This window comes from Nocardia iowensis, assembly GCF_019222765.1.
GTDB classification, from domain to species: domain Bacteria; phylum Actinomycetota; class Actinomycetes; order Mycobacteriales; family Mycobacteriaceae; genus Nocardia; species Nocardia iowensis.
The window spans coordinates 3,542,388-3,559,099 of sequence record NZ_CP078145.1; the positions used below are offsets into that span (position 1 = coordinate 3,542,388).

The 16,712-nt window shown below is 64.9% G+C and carries 14 protein-coding genes and 1 pseudogene; 8 read left to right on the forward strand and 7 right to left on the reverse strand.

Translation table 11 applies throughout. The features are described 5' to 3' along the window. Positions 1–1,202: 1,202 nt before the first annotated feature. From KV110_RS16350 to KV110_RS16380, 7 genes are read left to right on the forward strand one after another with little or no spacing between them, the layout of a single operon-like run. Complete coding sequence (locus KV110_RS16350; protein WP_218477039.1) at positions 1,203–2,024, forward strand: endo alpha-1,4 polygalactosaminidase; 822 nt, start codon at positions 1,203–1,205, stop codon at positions 2,022–2,024. A 5-nt stretch (positions 2,025–2,029) separates the two neighbouring features. Beyond that, entirely contained in the window at positions 2,030–3,319 is a 1,290-nt protein-coding gene (locus tag KV110_RS16355; protein ID WP_246634581.1) for an extracellular solute-binding protein, read from the forward strand. An 8-nt stretch (positions 3,320–3,327) separates the two neighbouring features. Then, positions 3,328–4,254, forward strand: coding sequence for a carbohydrate ABC transporter permease (locus KV110_RS16360; RefSeq protein ID WP_218477040.1), 927 nt, complete (start codon positions 3,328–3,330; stop codon positions 4,252–4,254). Beyond that, complete coding sequence (locus KV110_RS16365; protein ID WP_218477042.1) at positions 4,251–5,129, forward strand: carbohydrate ABC transporter permease; 879 nt, start codon at positions 4,251–4,253, stop codon at positions 5,127–5,129. The genes KV110_RS16360 and KV110_RS16365 overlap by 4 nt, the downstream gene beginning before the upstream one ends. Then, positions 5,126–6,064, forward strand: a complete 939-nt coding sequence (locus tag KV110_RS16370) for a carbohydrate kinase family protein (RefSeq protein ID WP_218477044.1) — start codon at positions 5,126–5,128, stop codon at positions 6,062–6,064. The genes KV110_RS16365 and KV110_RS16370 overlap by 4 nt, the downstream gene beginning before the upstream one ends. Beyond that, positions 6,057–7,358 (forward strand): alpha-glucosidase/alpha-galactosidase, encoded by a 1,302-nt coding sequence (gene melA / locus KV110_RS16375; RefSeq protein WP_218477046.1) that lies wholly within the window; start codon positions 6,057–6,059, stop codon positions 7,356–7,358. The genes KV110_RS16370 and melA overlap by 8 nt, the downstream gene beginning before the upstream one ends. A gap of 41 nt (positions 7,359–7,399) precedes the next feature. Then, entirely contained in the window at positions 7,400–8,182 is a 783-nt protein-coding gene (locus KV110_RS16380; RefSeq protein ID WP_218477048.1) for a DeoR/GlpR family DNA-binding transcription regulator, read from the forward strand. Between the two features lie 70 nt (positions 8,183–8,252). On the opposite strand, the gene KV110_RS16385 is transcribed toward KV110_RS16380, so the two are convergent. Further along, positions 8,253–8,417: a hypothetical protein gene (locus KV110_RS16385; RefSeq protein ID WP_218477050.1), complete on the reverse strand. Its 165-nt coding sequence runs from the start codon at positions 8,415–8,417 to the stop codon at positions 8,253–8,255. 10 nt (positions 8,418–8,427) lie between these two features. Continuing rightward, entirely contained in the window at positions 8,428–9,651 is a 1,224-nt protein-coding gene (locus KV110_RS16390; RefSeq protein ID WP_218477052.1) for a cytochrome P450 family protein, read from the reverse strand. A gap of 656 nt (positions 9,652–10,307) precedes the next feature. Here KV110_RS16390 and KV110_RS16395 point away from each other — a divergent pair. Continuing rightward, entirely contained in the window at positions 10,308–10,745 is a 438-nt protein-coding gene (locus KV110_RS16395; protein WP_218477053.1) for a VOC family protein, read from the forward strand. A 185-nt stretch (positions 10,746–10,930) separates the two neighbouring features. Here KV110_RS16395 and KV110_RS16400 read toward each other — a convergent pair. The 5 genes and pseudogenes from KV110_RS16400 to KV110_RS16420 all read right to left on the reverse strand — a co-directional run. Further along, a pseudogene (locus KV110_RS16400) lies at positions 10,931–11,268 on the reverse strand (IS701 family transposase); the annotation flags it as partial. A 281-nt stretch (positions 11,269–11,549) separates the two neighbouring features. Beyond that, complete coding sequence (locus tag KV110_RS16405; protein ID WP_218477055.1) at positions 11,550–12,749, reverse strand: cytochrome P450; 1,200 nt, start codon at positions 12,747–12,749, stop codon at positions 11,550–11,552. Between the two features lie 121 nt (positions 12,750–12,870). Further along, complete coding sequence (locus KV110_RS16410; RefSeq protein ID WP_218477056.1) at positions 12,871–13,584, reverse strand: SDR family NAD(P)-dependent oxidoreductase; 714 nt, start codon at positions 13,582–13,584, stop codon at positions 12,871–12,873. A gap of 87 nt (positions 13,585–13,671) precedes the next feature. Continuing rightward, positions 13,672–14,814, reverse strand: a complete 1,143-nt coding sequence (locus tag KV110_RS16415) for an ROK family transcriptional regulator (RefSeq protein ID WP_218477057.1) — start codon at positions 14,812–14,814, stop codon at positions 13,672–13,674. Continuing rightward, positions 14,811–16,157, reverse strand: a complete 1,347-nt coding sequence (locus KV110_RS16420; protein ID WP_218477058.1) for an MFS transporter — start codon at positions 16,155–16,157, stop codon at positions 14,811–14,813. Before KV110_RS16420 ends, KV110_RS16415 begins: the two co-directional genes overlap by 4 nt. Between the last annotated feature and the right edge of the window lie 555 nt (positions 16,158–16,712).

Below are 16,712 nucleotides of genomic sequence, written 5' to 3' on the forward strand. Positions count from 1 at the left end.
GTCAGGACAGCAGGGCTCACAACCGAAAATCCTGCTCGTCTGCGGCCGTCGGGCAGCGTTGCCGCGCAGGAGGAATCGAGCGAGGCGACAATCGCGACCGTGCTGAACGCCGGCACTCCACCGCGCCTACCGAGCTTGTGTGATCTCGGAATCAGTTGCGCGCGTTTGCGTGTCATCAGTGGATGTGATGTGGATCTTGCAGGGCTGATCTTGACTATGCCGTCGCGGCGAGGTGTTCGGTGACAGCCGCGGTCCGGCGTCACCGTTCGCAGAATTGCCAGGTATCGATCTCGGAGGAAGTGAATATGCAGTACCAGGAGCTTTCCGAGCAGACCCGTTGGCTGGATGCGACCGATCAGGCCGCACTCGTCGCGTCGGGGGAGGTGAGACTGCGGCGCCGTGGCGGGACCGCCGTCCGATGCTGTAGCCCCGGATCAGGCCAGAACCAGGATTAGTGATGCCCGGCCAACACCGCGGGCACTCGGTCCGTGGAAGGGCTTGCCGCGGAATGTGTTCGAGGTTCATGGCCGATCAGTGCCGGCGTCGGGCTGGAGGCGCTCCGCACGATAATCAGCAGCCTTGTGCGAGGACGATGAGTCAGACCCTGGCCGCGTTGGCGCGCTTTGTGGAACGCTGACCCGAATAACACGGCACGCAGCCACGACAAGCAGAGCTGGACACGCGGGGGGTGAACGCACCCGCAACGGTGGCGGATGTTGCGCGGCAGTGGATCTCGCTTTACACGTCACCCCGAGACCGACCCGGTGTCGGCGTCGGCGCGTTCGGTCACAGCGGAGCCGGGGGACAACTGGCGTTGGTCGACCCACGCCACGAGCTGTCCTAGGCCTTCCTGCGCCGCTGCTTCCTGTTCCCCGCTCGCGCCGATGCCGACCACCTGCGACTGCTGAGTGCGCTGGTCACCGCCGCGCAGCAGGCCTGATCGACAACGAGGACGGCGTGAAGTTCTGATAGTGCACGGTGGTTGGATGATCGGTTTCGATCGATCTTCGAATCCGATTCTGCAGCTTCTTGACGCACGCAGAAATCTTTGTTTGACTCCAAGGGCGTCGAGCTGTATTCGACGCCCGAGGTGCGCCCAGCCGGTAATCGGTGAACAACCTGAGCCCGGCCCCAGTCGCCAGGACGGATTCTGATTCCGTCCGAGGCGGGGTCGCCACCCGCAGTAGTCAGTGGGTATCAAGATGAGCATCAATCATGTTCGGGTATCGGCCGCAACTGGCTTGGTTGTCGCTTGCGTATCGGTCATCCTCCTCGCTTCGGCCGGGTCGACATCCGCTGCGCCGCCCGTGGCGCTACCGACGCCGCATGCCGAATTCGATTACCAAATCGGCGCGCCGTACACCCCGCCTCCCGGCGTCAGCGTGATTTCGCGTGACTACACCAAGGAGCCGGTGCCAGGCGTTTACAACATCTGCTATGTGAACGCATTCCAAACCCAAAAGGGCGCCCAGGGACAGTGGGATCCAGATCTCCTGCTGCGCAACGAGAACGGTGACGTTATCGAGGATGAGGAATGGGGCGGCGAGGCGATCTTGGATCTGCGCGAGGACGGCAAGCGTAAGCGCATCGCCGCGAAGGTCAACGGCTGGATCGACATCTGCGCCGCGAAGGGCTTCCAGGGTGTCGAACCCGACAATTACGACAGCTATGAACGGTCGCAAGGTCTGTTCTCCACGAACGAGGCGCAGCTGTTCATTCAGCTGCTGTCGGCGCACGCACACGATAAGGGTCTGGCGATCGCACAGAAGAACACCTCCGATCTACTCGGCGCCGCCCGAAAGAACGGCCTCGACTTCGCCGTCGCCGAAGAATGTGGTCAGTTCGGTGAATGCGACAAATACGCGGCGGCTTTCAATGATCATGTGGTCGTCATCGAATATTCCGCCAAAGGTCTGGCGGATGCGTGTGCGGATTTCAAGGACCGGCTGAGTATTGTGCGGCGCGACAAGATGGTGACCGCGCCCAATAGCGGCGAATATATCCGCGAAACCTGCCGCAAGTGAATTCGGTGACCACGCTGACTCGCCGCACTGCACTTCGCGGCGGTGCCGCGATTGCGCTGGGCATGGTTTCGGCGGCGTGTAGTGGCGGATCCAAAGGCGGTGTCGGGCCGGACGGTCGGGTGACGATCCAGCTCTGGCACGGGCAGAACGAACGAAACCGGGTGGTGGTCGAAGAACTGGTCGCTGATTTCGAACGGGCATATCCGAACATCCGGGTCGACCTGGGCGGCGGCGGCGTGGTCGCCGACGAAATGCTGCAAAAGGTGCTGGCGGCCTTGGCTTCCGGATCCTTCCCGGACATCGCTTACATCTTCGGTTCGGACCTGGCCAGTATCGCCCGCAGTCCGAACGTCGTAGACCTCACCGACGCATTGCCCCGATGGAACGACCTCTGGAAGCCGGTGCAGACCGCGGTGACCCTCAATGGCCGGGTGCGTGCCGCTCCCGCTTTGACCGACTCCCTTGCGGTGGTCTGCAACAATGCGGTATTCGCCAAGGCCGGTGTCGCGCTGCCGGTCACGGGGTGGTCGTGGAAAGACTTCACCGATACCGCCCGCAAGCTGACCGATGCCGACCGCGGGACCTTCGGGACCGGCTGGCCCGGCGTGGGCGACGAGGACACTACGTGGCGGCTCTGGCCGATGGTGTGGGATTTGGGCGGAGATGTGATCGCTGCCGACGGCAAGTCCGTCGGGTTCGCCGACGTCGGCGAGCGCGCTCTACAGGTGGTTGCCGATCTCGCCCGGGATAAGAGCGTCTATATCGACGCCAAACCGGGTACCGAACAGATGTATCAGGTGTTCAAGTCCGGGCTGATGGGCATGGTGATCACCGGACAGTGGCAGCTGGCCGAGATCATCGACGCGAAGGTGGACTACACCGTTGAGCCGATGCCCAGCTTCAGCGGTGAACCGATAACGATTTCGGGTCCGGACACCTGGACACTGTTCGACAACGGCGAGGCCCGGGTCCACGCGGCACGGACATTCGTCAATTGGCTCAACGATCCTCAGCAGGACGTGCGCTGGGATATCGGGGCAGGCAGCCTGCCGCTCAGTCGGGCGGCGCAGGCGCTGCCCGAATGGCAGCACCAGGTCGAAGACATCAAAGGCCTCGATGTGTTCACCCGCGCCTTGGAGTATTCGCGAGCCCGTCCGGTGCATCCGGCCTATCCACAGGTCTCTCAGGCGTTGGGCCAGGCGATTGTGTCTGTTCTGTACGGCAGACGTAGTCCAGCGGAAGCGTTGCGGCGTTGTCGCCGCGAGGCCGATGCCGCTTTGCATATTCCCCGTTGAGGAGTCCCGTGTCTCCCGTTCCTATTGCCCTGACACCGCTGTCGCAGGATGCGCGCCGACGTCGGCGCGAGTCGACCACCGCGTGGCTGTTCATCTCGCCGTCTGTTCTGGTCATTCTTGGCTTGAGCATGATTCCGGTGATCTGGTCGCTGCTTTTGTCGTTCCAAGCCAACGACTTGGTCACACCCAGTCGCTGGGTCGGGATGGACAACTACAGCGCTTTGTTCCAGGATCCGAATTTCGGTCAGGCTGTGCGGAATACGCTGATCTATACGGTGTTGTTCGTGCCGCTGAGCATCGCCTTCGGGCTGGCGCTGGCGCTGGCGCTCAATCGACGCGTGCGGCTCGTAAGCCTGTATCGGACGCTGTTCTTCGTGCCGTTCGTCGTGTCGGCGACCGCTCAGGGCGTGTTGTTCTCCTTCATGCTCGACCCGCAGGTCGGTGTGGCGAATTCGTTGCTGCACCGCTTGGGGTTGTCTCCGCAGGGATTCCTCACCGACCCTGCACAGGCACTGTTCGTCCTGATCGCGATTACCTTGTGGAGCGGGTCGGGGTTTTGTGTCGTGGTGTATCTGGCTGCGCTGCAGGATGTGCCGCAGACATTGCTCGAGGCCGCGCGTCTCGATGGCGCCGGTCGCTGGAACCTGCTGCGGCACATTGTTTTTCCCACGGTAATGCCGGTGACGATGTTCCTTCTGGTGTGGCAGACGATCACCGCGCTGCAGGTGTTCGACCTGGTGTACGTATCGACCAAAGGAGGCCCGCTCGGCTCGACGACCTTGATCGTCTTCTTCATCTGGCAGCAGGCTTTCCGTAACTTCACCGCGGGCTACGGTGCCGCGGCGGCCTATGTCCTCGCGGTTGCCCTGTTGGGGCTTGGCCTGGCGCGACGGCTCCTGGCGCGTCGCCGCTCTCCGGAAGGGAATTTGCGGTGATCGCCCACGCGCAAAGTCGTATTCGACTGCCGTCCAACGGTGCCGCTGCTGCTCGTCGGCGCCGGCTGCCGTTCAGTGCGTGGCACTTGCTGCTGGCTCCGTTAGCGCTGCTCTTCGCGGCGCCGCTGATCTGGTTGACGCTCAGCTCGGTGATGACCGACGCGGAGATCAACAAGTTCCCGCCCACGCTGTGGCCCTCGGGCGTTCATCTCGATGGCTACCGGTTCGTGTTGTCGAACGCCAAGTTCCCGACCTGGTTCGTCAACTCGTTGATCGTCTCAGGTACCGCGGTCGTTTCGAATCTCGCCTTCGGAACGCTAGGCGGATATGCGTTCGCTCGGATGCGGTTCATCGGGTCGCGAACGATGCTGGTGATGATGCTGGCGACGCTGGTCGTACCGTTCCAGCTCACGATGATTCCGACATTCATCGTGATGAAGTGGCTGGGCCTCATCGACACCCTCGGCGCGCTGATCGTGCCGGCCCTGGTCACGCCGTTCGCGGTGTTCTTGATGCGGCAGTTCTTCCTGTCGCTGCCGCGCGAGCTGGAAGAGGCAGCGTGGATCGATGGCTGTTCGACGTTGCGCGTGTTGTGGCAAATCGTGCTGCCACTCTCGCGCCCGGCGCTGAGCACCGTCGCAGTGCTGACCTTCCTGACCACGTGGAACGACCTGACCTGGCCATTGATCGCCATCAACCACGACAGCACCTACACCCTGCAGCTGGGCATGACGACCTTCCACGGACAGCATCAGACTCACTGGTCTGCGGTGATGGCGGGCAACGTGATCACCGTGGCGCCCGTGCTGCTGGCGTTCCTCGGTGCACAGAAGGCATTCATCGAGTCCATAGCCGGTAGTGGGTTGAAAGGATGACCATGATCGACCTGCTGGTCATCGGGGATGCCAACCCCGACGTGATCATCGGACCGCTGGCCGGACCGCTGGAATTCGGTCAGCGAGAACAGCTTGCGTCCTCGGGGGTGCTCACATTGGGCGGCTCCGGGGCGATCATGGCCTGCGGCGCCGCTCGCCTCGGACTGACCGTCGCTTTCGCCGGCCGCGTGGGGGCCGACGAGAGCGGGCGATTTGTGCGAGATGCCCTCGAGGCGCACGGGATAGACACCTCGGGCCTGATCACCGACCCCGAGCTGGCCACTCCGCTCACGGTGGTGGTCACACGTGACGACGACCGGGCGATCGTCACCGCGCCTGGGACGCTGGCGGCGACCACCACGGCCGATGTGCCGCGCGCGCTGCTGAGGAGCTGCCGGCACGTCCATGCCGCGTCGTACTTCCTGATGCCCGCACTGGCTGCCCAGCTTCCGGCTCTGTTCGCCGAAGTCCGGTCGCTTGGGCGCACCACGTCCCTCGACACCAACGACGATCCGGCCGGGCGGTGGAAGGTGCCGGGAATGTACTCCGAGGTCGATTTCCTTTTGCCCAATGCCGCGGAAGCCATGCATTTGGCCGGCGCGGACACCGTCGAGGCCGCGGCCATCGCGCTTGCTGGGCACGGCCCGACAGTGGTGGTGAAGAACGGTGCCGCCGGAGCGCTGTCCTACGACGGCCGGAATCTGTTGAGAATCAAAGGAATACCTGTTATTGCAGCGGACAGTGTCGGCGCCGGCGACAGCTTCGACGCGGGCTTCGTCGCCGCAACCCTCGCGGGCAGCACGGCGCAGCAAGCGCTCGAGATCGCTGCGATCTGTGGGGCACTGTCCACGCGCGGCATCGGCGGCACGACCGCCCAACCGACCTGGGGCGAAGCGATGGCGACGTTCCACGGAATGGAAAGAATCCATGACTAAGATTGCATTCGTCGGCGCGGGCAGCGTTGAGTTCACTCAGGGATTGCTTGCGGATCTGCTGGCATTTCCCGAGCTACAGCAAGCGCATATCGCGTTGCACGACATCGACGAGGAACGGCTGGAAACTGCCGAGATGGCCGCGAAATTCATCGCTGAGGCCCGCGGCGCGGCTCCGAACATCACCGCGCATACCAACCGGCGTACCGCGCTGGAAGGCGCCGATTTCGTCATCAATACCGTCCAGATCGGCATGGGCGCGGCCACCGAAATCGACTTCGACATCCCGGCCCGCTACGGCTTGCGGCAGACGATCGGCGACACCCTCGGGATCGGCGGCATCTTCCGTGGCCTGCGTACGTTTCCTTTCCTCGAGGCGCTCGGCGCGGACATCGCGCAGGTTTGCCCGGAAGCGTGGTTGCTGAACTACACCAACCCGATGGTGATGAACGTGCAGTACCTGCGCGAGGTCACCGGCCTGACCCGGGTGCTCGGGGTGTGCCATTCGGTGTACTGGACCATGCGGGGACTCGCGGAGCTGGTCGATGTGCCGTTCGAGGAGGTGTCTTACCGTGCGGCCGGGGTGAACCATCAGGCTTGGGTGCTGGAATTCACCCATGCCGGCGAGGACCTGTACGACCGCCTCGATGCATTGATCGAGAATGATCCAGAACTGCGTCGCCGCGTGCGCGTCGACATGTACCGGCGGCTGGGTTACTACCCGACCGAGACCAGCGAGCACTCGTCTGAATATGTGCCCTGGTACCTGCACCATGGCAGTGAAGTGAAGCGGCTGCGGATACCTGTCGGTGAATACCTCGGCATCGTGGCCGAAAACGTGGCGGTATACGAACTCACCCGGCGTTTGCTGGCCGAAGGAAGACCGCTGGAGGTGCAGGGCACGATGGAATACGCACCCCAGATCATCCACAGCATCGTCAGCGACACACCTCGAACTGTGTACGGCAATGTCCCGAACCGCGGCCTGATCACCAACCTGCCCGACGGCATCGTCGAAGTTCCCTGCGTCGTCGACGGGTCAGGCGTTCACCCCCAACCGATAGGCGCACTTCCGCCGCAATTGGCGGCCTTGAACCGGGCCTACCTGAGCGTGACGGGACTGGTCGTGTCCGCCGCGGTTGACAACGAACCCCGCCACATCCGGCACGCGGCGATGGTGGATCCAGCCACTGCGGCGACGTTGACGGTGGATGAGATCTGGGCTCTGTGCGATGAGATGGTCCAGGCTCACTCCGGTCTGCTGCAACCCTCGTTGCGCGGCACATTGGTGCCCTGAACTCTGACGATTCCGCAGGCTTCGGAAAGGCGGTCCCACAAATGAACCGGCACGCGCGCCTTATCACACTGCTCGAGCTCATCACCTCGCAAGGGCATGCCGATGTCGACGACACCGCCAAAAGGCTGGGTGTCTCCAGTGTCACGATCCGCCGGGACCTCAATTGCCTGCACGAACGCGGACTCGTGTGGCGCACGCACGGTGGGGCGGTCGACCGGACCGCCGACCGTTCGGGCGCACTCCAGGACGCAGGCAGTGGCCAGAGTTCGAGGAAGCGGCGCATTGCTCGGGTGGCCGCCGACATGGTCGCGGCCGGTGCCACAGTGGGTCTCAACGGCGGTACCACGACCCTCGAAGTTGCCCGCGCGATCGCGAGTAGGGCGTCGCGGATGCCCGAGGACTGCCGTCGCGTCACGATCGTTACCAACGCCATCGCGGTGGCCGGAGAGTCGACGGTCTGCGGGGAAGTGAAACTTGTGGTGACCGGTGGGATGGCACTACCGGACTCGACGGAGTTGACCGGATCGGTCACCGGCGACACCCTGCGCCAAGTCGACCTCGACCTTGCGATACTCGGAGTCGATGCTTTCGGCATCGATATCGGTGCGCGAACGCGCTGTGCAGCCGAATCCAGCATCGGCAGGCTGATGACGACTCGGGCCCGCCGAGTCGTCATCGTCGCCGACAGCCCCAAACTTGTCGCCGAAGCTGCGGCGTTGATCTGCCCGGCGAGTGCAGTCCACGATCTCATCACCGACCGTGACGCACCTGCAGATCTGCTCCGCCGCTTCGTGGACATAGGCGTCGCTGTGTACGTGGTGTAGCCACGGCTGTTCCGCGACTTGCCCGACCCACTAGCCGCAACGCCGCTGAATCTAGTGTCGTGCCTGGTTGTCAACCAGGCACGGTTCGGACGGTGATCTCGGTTCTGTAGGTGGTGCGGTCGATCGGGCCGATCCGGGCAAGCCACGACCGGTCGCCCAGCTGTTTGATCGAGGGCACCGGACGGCTGTCCTTGCAGCGGATCAAATAGGAGCCGAACACGGCGTCGATCGACAAACTCGGCACCTCAGTCCAGATGGACCGGCAGTGTTGCGTGGCCGTTGGACATGAAGCTGGTGGTGTGTGCCAATTCCGTTGGGTCGATGGCGAATCGCAGGTTGGGGAAGCGCTCGAACAGCGCCGGAAGCGCGATCGTGGCTTCCAATCGAGCCAGCGGAGCACCCAGACAGTGGTGGACCCCATGCCCGAAGGCGAGGTGCTGATCCCGGCTGGCGCGGTGCACGTCGAACTCGTCGGCTGTCGGCCCGTGCACCTTCCGATCGCGGCCGGCGCCCGCGAAGGAGGCCAGAATCGCGTCGCCCTTTGCGATGTGGAACCCCTCGCCGTCGATGTCGTCCACGGCGTAATGCAGCGGGTGGTGGGCGACCGGCGCCTGGTAGCGCAGCGCCTCCTCCACCACGTCCGCCCACGGCACCCGGCCGTCGAGCACCTCGGCGCGCTGGTCGGGATGGGTCAGCAGTGCGGTGATGGCGTGATCGAGCAGGTTCACCGTCGTCAGGTGGCCCGCGTTGAAAACCAGGGTCAGCGTGTCGATCAGTTCCTCCTCGGTGAGCTGGGAACCGTCGTCCTCGTCGCGGGTTGTGATCAGCATGCTGGTGATGTCCTCGCCCGGATTCTTCCGCCGAAAATCTACCAATTCGCCGACCAGGCCGGACATTTCGAGGGAACTGGCCTGTACCTCCTCCCCGGTGCTCGACGGGTCCAAGAGAATGTCGGTGCATTCCAGCATGCCCGAGACCAAATGCCCAGGCACGCCCAGCAATTCGGTGATCACCCGGATCGGTACCGGGTAGGCGTAGCGCTCACGTAGGTCGACCGATTCGCCGGGCCGGGTGCCCGCCAGTCCGTCGAGCAGTTCGCGAGCGATCTCAGCGATGCGGGGCTGCAGCGCGATGGTGCGGCGATGGGTGAAGGCCGGGGACACCAGCTTACGCAGCCGCCGGTGTTCGGGACCGTAGGCGGACAGCATGTTGTTGACCGCCACCAATGGCAGTAGCGGCCATGCCTCGGTGATCTCACCGTCGATGAACGCCGGCCAGTGCTGCCGGGCGTCCCTGGAGACCCGCGGGTCGGCCAGCAGCTGTTTGAGCACGGCGTAATCGGTGACCGACCAGGCGGGCACACCACCGGGTAGATGCACCAGCGTGACCGGTCCGCGCTCGCGGATCCGTGCGGATTCGCCTTGGATATCGGCCCCGAACGGGTCCAGGACGATCGGGTCGTGCTGCATCGCACAGCCTCCTTGCAAGGGCAGTAAACCGGTCACGGCACTCGCGCGCCGGATACTCGACAGTCCAGACCGTGCCGCCGGGGCACGGTCAAGTCGCCATCAGACCGCCACGTCTCGAGAGGAGGCCGGGAAAGCCTGAGCGTGGTCAGCGTCGTCGTCACCATCCACCGCATCATCAGCGGCACCGCACCACGCGGGTGGCTGATGAGCGCGCTTTGAGAAGTGCCGTTAGCCAACGCTCTGGACATCCGACCAACGCCCGCCCCGCGGGACGTCCGTGCCTTCACGTCGACCGGGGCAATCTCGGATCAGTCAGCCGTCTAAAACGCGATCTTTGGGGAATCTCCCGTGAAACCTTGGTTGCGGCAATACTCTGGCTACTTCATGTAGAGCAGTGATCACTGCTCGGTATTCGAAGCCTGCCCGGCGCGTGGCGGTCGCTAATCGCCAGGGGGTCCTTTAGGGCGGCGGCTCAGCAGACTGGCTGCTTTGGCGTGTATTGCTCGCCGTTTGCAGTGCCGAAGGGGGTTCGGCCAGGGGTAGCACTGTGATCTCGTACTCCAATTGGCACGGTTGCCTTTCGATAGGACTTTGGCTGACCTATTGGCTTCTTACCGTGGTTACGTACCGGCAATCAGACGATCAGAGGAGGAGTAATGGCTGTCAAGGAAACCCTGCAACTGTTCACCCCCATGCTGTATGTGAAGGATTCGATCGAGGCGATCGCGTTCTACAGCGACGTGTTCGGCGTGGAAGAGATCAAAGAACGCACCATGCTCCTGAGTCAGGTGCCCGGCATGGAGAACACTCCTGGCGCGGATCAGCAGGCTGTTTACTCCAAGCTCCAGTTCAGCGACGGCAGCGCTCTCAGTGTGGCGGAGTTGAACTTCGAGGGCGCCACGGTGGGCAACAACATCCATATCGGATTGCAGTACACCGACACCACGGCCCAGAAGCAGGCGTTCGACAAGCTCGCCGAGGGCGGTGAGGTGCTAGAGGCCCTGGAGGCGAAGTTCTGGGGCGTGGTCTATGGCATCGTGCGCGACAAGTACGGCGTTGTCTGGGAATCCAACGCCTACACCACACAAGACTGAGCGCGAGGGCGTCGCTGGCGCGTTGAACAGTCCGGTTCTGCGCCCGGCGGCGCCTTTCGCTGCCGTCGCACCAAGGGCAAATCGGGGACCGATAGCGAAAGGCGGGCCCAGGGTTGCCAGTTTTGTAGGCCGACTCTGTCTTCTGCGCCTGACGTACCCGCATACGAACCGCGTGGTGCTCACCGAAACGGCACCCCGGCGGCGAGTACCCGCTCCAGCATGGTGATCACCTGCCGCGGTTTAGTGGCGAACTCGACCTCGCCGGGGATGCCCGCGTCCCGGCAACGGTCACGGTCACCGGTCCACGACTGGGGCAGATACCGTTCCCGGTCGATCAACGCGTGCCCATGCCGGGACGCGTAGGCCAAAAACACTCCGATCTGGCAGTTTTCGGTCCGTCCGGCCGTTCCCGAGTACTGCCGTTGCACCCCAGCCGATTTCACACCCTTTTCAGGAACCCGGTCTCATCGGCGGCCAGCACCGCCTCCGGGTCACCGAGATGTTCGATGACGTAATCGCGCACAATTCCGCCACAACACGCGCCAACACCACACAACAGAACTACCAGCGCCTACTCAGGTGAGGGGTGGCCGCGACGTCGGTAGTGGGAGAGTCGGGCAGGCGGGCGGTGGCCGGGCTGTCGCAAGTTAGTAGGCGATATCGGTGGGTTTGGTGATGCTGCGCCGGGTCAGCAGCCAGAGTCCGCGCCCGGTCGTCCAAGTGCCGTCGATCTGGCGTCGTGCCCAGTCGTCTTCGCGGGGTCCAGATCTACCAGCAGCGACTCGCACAGGGGTTGTTGCGGTACTAGCCGGGCCGGATCTCGTCCCAAGCGACCGGCAAGGGCGCTGGTGCGGTGTTGGGGGTGCCGGTCTTGAACGTGACTTCCTCGAACGGAACCGCCAGGCGCAGGGACGGGATGCGGCGCGCCAGGGTGCTGAGGACCACGGTCAGTTCCAGCCGGGCCAGCTGCTGTCCGACGCACCGGTGCGGACCGAAGCCGAAGCCCAAGTGCTCGCGGGTGTCACGGCGGAAATCGAGCCGGTCGGGATCGGAGAACTGGGCCGGGTCATGGTTCGCGCCCTGGACGGACACCACGATGTAGTCTCCGGCGGTGATCGGCGTGCCGGCGATCTCGGTGTCGGTCTCGGCGATGCGCAGTAACCCGGTTCCCACGCCGAGTTGGCGCACGAACTCCTCCACGGCTCCGGGTACCACTGCGGGGTCCTCGCGGAGCAAGGCGAACTGTACGGGGTCTGCCAGCAGCGCCAAAGTTGCGTTACTGATCATGCTCGACGTTGTGTCGTAGCCGGCGAACAGCAGGGTGACGGCCGTGATGAGCAGTTCCAGATCGGTGAAGTCCTCGCGGCGGCCAACGAGGATGCCGAGCGCATCCTCGGCCGGTTCGGTCCGGCGTCGTGCGATCAAGTCCTGCAGGCAGGCATAGAGCGGCATCTTCGCCGCGTCCAAGTCGTCGGCGTCACCGTTGAAGAACGACTCGGCACCCCGCAGGAACAGCTCTCGCGCCGAGGCGGGCACGCCGAGCAGTTCAGCGATCACCGCCGAGTTGACCGGTTTGGCGAACTGCTCGTGCAAGTCGACCGGCTGTGCTCGGGTGGCAAGCTCATCGAGCATGTCGTCGACGATGCGCTGTACCACCGGCTGGATCGCAGTCATCCGCTTCGCGGTCGAAATCGCGGGGGCGAGCGCGTGGCGGAACCGGAGGTGATCGGCGCCCTCCATCCGCGGAAACTCCCCCGGGTTGATCGGGGCGTCCGGCGGGTGGTTCGCCAGGATGTGTCCGGCCGTGCCTGCCCGGACACTGAACCGGCGTGGATCGCCGAGTACTTCGCGGACATCGGCGTAGCGGGTCACCAGCCAGGCCTCGATTCCGGTCGGGCACGAAACCCGCGGCAGCGACGCGCTTTCCCGGATAGCACTGATCTCCGGCGGGGGACCGAAGGGACACGTCGCACTGTTCGGTAAGGGAAGTGTGGATGACGACACGGAACTGTCCTCTCTGTGGCGGGACGCTCGCGTCCCGGCGACGGTCGACGAAGGCGGGTTGGTCGCTGTCGAGAAGTGGTGATGGCCTTCCACGACGGCGAAATTCGTTGGTCGGTATCAACTACGTAGTCGGCTCGCGCAGTACGGCCGTCATCGCGCCGTCCACGGTGACGGTCGCGCCGGAGACGAGCCTGGCCTGATCACTGAGCAGGAAGGTCACCACCCGAGCGATGTCGTCCGGCTGAGCCAGTTCGCCGAGCGGCTGCACCTCGGTCAACGCGTCACGGGTGGCCGCATCCTGCCAGCGATGCGCGTTGCGGGGCACCATGACGAACCCGGGCCGGACGACGTTGCACCGAAGCCCGCGCGGGCCCAGCTCCACGGCGGCCGCGCGACCGAGTGCCTCCAACGCGGCCTTGGCCATCGCGTACGGCGCTTGCCCACCCCAGGACAACGCCGCGTGGATCGAACTGACCAGCACCGCGGCGCACGGCTCTCCACCAGCTCGGGCGAGCAGCTGTTGCAACGGCTCCAACGCGGACACCGCACCGATGTTCAGCACGCTGAGCACCGCGTCCGAAGTCTGCTCGGCCAGTGGGGCGCGATGCTCACTCAACAGGCAATGCACCAGCCCGGTCGTGCTCCCGAGCGCGTCGAACGCGGCGCCGATCACGGCTGGGTCGGTGGCGTCGCCGACGATCCACGGCACGTCTGCCAGCTCCAGCGGCGGTGGCGCGATGTCCACTACCGCGACCTGTCGTCTTTCAGCCAGGAGCGCACGCACTATGGCCGAGCCGATACCACCCGCACCGCCGAGCACCACTACACCACTCACAACCACATCCCTTCCCAGGCAGGATCGGCGAGTTCCGGCGTGATCCCATTCACGCGGCATGCACGAAATCGCCCGTCCCGCAACAACTCACACATTCCATTCGGCGCTTCCGGTGGTGAAGAAGGCGCGCACGACGAGTCCAGCCGCCGCAGTGACAAGCGTGTTGCCAGTTGAACGCGGCCGGACCAGCGCTTCCGGTGGGGTCGTCTCGACGCGGTCGCGCACCACCTCGAGCCATCGGTCCGACGGTGCGCCGCTACCACCGAGGATGATCAGGCGCGGCCGCATCAGGTCGTACACCGTGTCGGCAACCGCGGCGACCTGGGCGCTGCGCGCCTCGAGGAGCCCGATCGCGATCGGATCCGCTTCGGCCAGGCGAATTAGGTCCGTCAGCGAGGTCACCGCGAGTCCAGCGGATCGAGCCGCGGCCAGCAGCGCCACGTCCGTCCCGCACTCGCCGAGGCGCGCGTAACCGCCGCCGGTGAGGTCGGGCACGAGGATGCGGCCGAAGCTGCCCTGGACGATGCCGTCCGGGCCCGTCGCCCTCGGTCGGCCGAGGAACCCCATCTCCGCGACGTTGCCGACGAACAGGTACAGCACGCTGTGCTGGCCCAGCCCTGCTCCGAAGGTGAGTTCGGCGCCGAGCAGGGCGCACACGTTGCCATCCACCACGACGTCGAACCCGGTCCGCTCACGCAACCGATCGGCGACCCGGACATCGACCCACCCCAGGACGTCGTTGCGCACGACCCGGCCAGCCGCCCGGTCCACCTCGCCGCCGACTGCCACACCGATGCCAAGCACTGGGCCGGGAGCGCAACCGGCCATCTCGGCGGCCAGTTCGGCGGCGCGCCACAACGTGCCGATGCGGTCGGCCGGATCGTGGTTCTCGGTGTGTGCTCTGAGGCAATGACCGACCAAATCGGTCAGTCCGACCGTAATTCGCTCGAGGCCGAAGTGCACGCCGACCGCGTACCGACTGGACGGGTCCAGCTCCACCGGCACCCGGGGCCGGCCGACCCCGGTGGACTGCTCGACGAGTTCACGGACGATGCCGACGGACAGCAAAGGCTCGATGATCCTGCTGACGCTGCCGTGGTTGAGGGAAAGCTCCTTGGCGATGTCGGCGCGCGCCAGCGGGCCGCGCTGGACAAGTAACTGGAGCACGGCGGCCGTGTTGGCCTGCCGGGCCTGGCGCGGTTGGGTTCCGCTGAGGGCTGGCTGGTTCACACTTGCACCGGTTTCCCGGACTCGACGCGGTTGGCTTCCTCGAGCTCGACACCGGTGGTGGCCAGCCACGGCGCCGCCAGCACGATCAACGCGCTGACCAGGAATGCGCAGGAGTACCACGCGACAACCGTGATGCCGTGATTTTGCACGAGCATGGGCGCTAGGAACACGTTGAGCCCGATTGCGAGCCGGGTCGCGCACTGAGCGATACCGGAACCTAGGCCCCGCAGCGCGGTGGGGAACGCCTCGGTGCTCCACACCCAGGACAGCACACCCGGGCCGAACCAGGTCAACGTGGCGTAGGCGACCCAGAAGATCACCAGGCCAACGCCGGGCTGCTCGCCAGTGACCGCGATACCCAACCCGGCAGCGAACACGCCGAGGCACGTCCACACACCCAGCCAGCGGCGGTTGATCCGGTCGATGACCAACGTGCCGAGCACCACCGCGACCAGCCCCACCACAAAACTCAGCAAGGAGAAGTACAGCGTGTTGGACACTCCGATGCCGATACTGCTGATGATCAACGGACCCGCGACCGTCGCCACCGCGCCGCCGAAGGCCTGGATGGCGAAGAACGCCGTCACCGTCACCAGCCGCCGCCACGCCCCACCGGCCAACAGCGCCCGGTAGTTCCGCTTCTCGACGACCTCGCACTTCGGCGGCTCCAGCCCCAGCACGTCATAAACCCGCTGCGCCTCCTCAGCGCGGCCCTTGGCACGGAGCCAGCGCGGCGACTCCGGCAGGAACTGCCGCGCCAGCAGTACCGCGGCCGCGGGCAGCGCAGCCAGACCGAACAACCACCGCCAGGTCTCGTCGCCGAACACCGGGGCGAGCGCGAGTGCGAGCAGCACCGAGACAATGGCGCCACCGAGCCACATCATGTTGGGCAGGCTGCCTGCGATGCGGCCACGCCGGGACTTGGGGGCGATCTCGGTGAGGAACGCGTGCGAGGTCGGGATGTCCATACCCACCGCGACACCGAGCACGAACCGGGCCACCACCAACTGCCACACCTCTTGAACGAACGCCGCGGCGATCGAGGCCACCACGAAGAAGCCCAGGTTGATCATGAAGATCACGCGGCGGCCGAACCGGTCGGACAGGTCGCCGAACACCAGCAGGCCCACCGCGGCACCCACGAACGCCGCCGCCGTGACCACCCCCACCTGGAAGGCCGTGAGGCCGAAGTAGGGCCGGAGGAACAGCATCGCGGCACCGATGACCAGCAGGTCGTAGCCGTCGATGAACTCCCCGAACGCGACCAGCCTACTGGTCCAGTGGCGGACGAACCGAGCTCGCCTCGGCGACATCGACGGTTGGTCCGCTACGGCCAAGGTCATCTGCAACTCCCCGCGAATCCTTTATGTGCGACGAACACTAAAGTATGACCAGGTAATCCGCAACAGCTGATACGTCAACGCGGCCAACGCTTTCCAACTGTTCGACCACGTAATCACGCACGTCGTCACGGAGCCTGTCGACATCCCGGTCCGCTTGCCGCAACAACCGTTGCGTCCCCTGCGGGGCCTGGCTCGCCGGCGTGAGCCTGCGGCCACTCCTCACCTGACCGGCGAGTGTCGTTGCAGTATCAAGTACGAATTCTGGCGCCACTTATCGGGGAATTCTGACGTCACTCAGAGGTGATCCGCGGGCGCGGTCGTATCCATGAATTTCGACGTCACCCCATCAGCGGGTCCAATCGCCGGGCGTGTCAGACAGGCCCGGCGGGGCGCCCCAGCTGGGCAAGTTCGGCGTCGATGTCGACCTTGCGCCGCCCGGTCGCGTTCCACTCACGCAACATCGCGACCGCGATCAGCAGGTCCGTTGCCGCGGTACCCCCGGCGAACGGCACCGCCGACAACACCGCCGGGTGAACTGCCGCAGATAGTTGTACG